This is a genomic window from Candidatus Accumulibacter aalborgensis (assembly GCF_900089955.1).
Lineage (GTDB): Bacteria > Pseudomonadota > Gammaproteobacteria > Burkholderiales > Rhodocyclaceae > Accumulibacter > Accumulibacter aalborgensis.
Genome location: NZ_FLQX01000075.1, coordinates 1 through 2132 on the forward strand (window position 1 = coordinate 1; position 2132 = coordinate 2132).

Annotated in this window: 1 protein-coding gene; it reads right to left on the bottom strand. The window is 60.2% G+C overall.

The window, feature by feature from the left end:
• Positions 1-75: 75 nt before the first annotated feature.
• Positions 76-1950 (bottom strand): IS1634 family transposase, encoded by a 1875-nt coding sequence (locus ACCAA_RS04720; RefSeq protein WP_186406086.1) that lies wholly within the window; start codon positions 1948-1950, stop codon positions 76-78.
• Positions 1951-2132 lie beyond the last annotated feature (182 nt).

A 2132-nucleotide genomic window follows, 5' to 3' on the forward strand; every position in this document is an offset into this window, starting at 1 on the left:
AAAAAACTCTCATACAAATCATGTAATTAGCGCGTACTAGTGTTTTTACCCGCACTTTTGCTCGTAATTTCATGATCAGCAGATCAGTTTTTTGGTACCTCCCGGCGCCGGGTTGATGGCCAGCGCTTGATAGATGGCCATCAACGCAGGTTCGGCCACCGTGCTCTTGCGCACATGCACCGTCCGCCCGTCCTTGCGTCGCAGACTGCTTGTCACCCGACGCTGGATCGACAGCGTCTTTCTCAGCGTCGCCCAGGAATCGTTGATTCCGGCCTTCTTCAATTGGGTACGCAGCACCTGCACGCACTGATACGCCAGTACCGTGATAAACAGATGCCCATCCGAACGATCTTCCTTCTGGTGAAACACCGGACGCAAGCCCAGTTCGCTCTTGAGGCTGCGAAACACGCTCTCCAGATCGGTCAGCATCGTATAGGTGCGCCACAGGCGCTCCTCATCCCAGGTCGTTTCGTTGCTGCGCAGGCAGTAGACGCCCGGATGGGTGGCCATCGTCCCGCCGACCGGGACCTTCGCCCAGGTCAGCGCCGTCGCATTCTTGCTCGGTGTTTCCGCGTCATCCGCCACCAGACTCACCGTGTAATGCTGGCTCGCCCCCCGGCTCTTCTCCTTCAGCCGGCCGATGCGCTCCATTAATTTGTCGTAGCCTTTCTCGCTGCGCGGTTTATTCAATCCGTCAGCGATCTTTTGCAGTCCGGCTTCGAACGCCGAGCCAAATCGCGCCACCATCGCCGTTTCTTTCGCCTCCCGCCCTGCCGAGTGGCAATACAACTCGACTTCCAGAGCATCCTCGCGCATGACCTTTTGTAGCCGCAGGACTTCGCCGCCGGCGGTCTCGATGGCCACCGCGCCGGCTTCGTCAAACTGCCGCGCCCCGCCCCGGCGCACCACCAGATAGCGGTAACCATGCTCGCTCAGCCAGGTCACGTTGGCTTCGCTGGCAATCCCGGCGTCCATGATCACCATCGCGCCCCGCAGGGCCCCCAGTCCGCTGAGCATGACCTCCAGCGTCGTGCCTTCCGAGACATTGCCGGCGAAGGTCTGCGAGCGGCGGATAAAGCCGCTGCCATCCAATACCAGACCCAGCGTGACCAGCGGACAGTCGCTGCGCTTCTCCTTCGAGCGCCCAAAGTGGGCCTTGGGATTGGCGGCGGCTTCGCCTTCAACGTAGGTGTTGGTCAAGTCATACAGGGTGACGGTCTCTTCCAGGCTGAAGAGCGTTTCGATGGAACTGAACAGATGCGCTTCAATGGCGGCGCGGTGGCGCATCAGTACATCCGAGGCGCGGTACAGGCGCATGGGCGACAGGCCGGCAAAATCGACGTCGATCAATTCGCCCAGGGCGCTTTGCGTTTGCAGCCAGTTCCAGGTGGCCAGCTCGGAGGCCGGTTCGGCCATGCGCCCAATGACGTTGCCGAGGATGGCCGCGCGCGTGGCGCCGTTGATGCCCAGTTCAGCCAGCTTCTGGGGGAAACCGAGTTGCGACAGGGCGTGCAGGGCAAGCTGCTCGATACCGACCGTGCGCGGCTGTGTCTGTTGCAGGGAGTCAATGTCGACCTCCTGAAAGTCGGGTGCGGGTCGCTCGGGCGTGACGGTGTCGGCCACTACGGCCCCGCTGGGGGGGGCGAGGTCTGCCGCCGTGGAGCCTGGCGGCAAAGCGCGCTCGATCAACTGCCCGACATAGCGCTGGGCGGCGCGCTCGATGGCTTCCGGACAGGCGATCGGCAGGAAATTGTCCTGCGGGTGCAGCAGTTGGTCGAGGCGCAGGCAGAGCAGCGGCCAGTCGTCCTGTTTGACGGGAAAATGCCGGCCGAGATTGAGGACGGTGATCTGGCGCACCTTGCCGCCAACGCGCTCGCCGCGCACCAGGCGAAAGGTGAAATAGCCCTCGCCGGTGATTTTGTTGTTGGTTCGGGTTTGACGGATGAACATGCACTGATGTTACCGGAAAATCAAGGGAAAAACCGGAGCGTGAATACGATTATGGCACAACAAAACGACTTTCCGATAGATGCATTATGGGTATATGCATTAATTCAATCAGTTGCGAGAGTCGCAGGGCGTGATAAGTCAAACAATATGTCAATAATTGACTATCGGCTGTTAAAGATGGG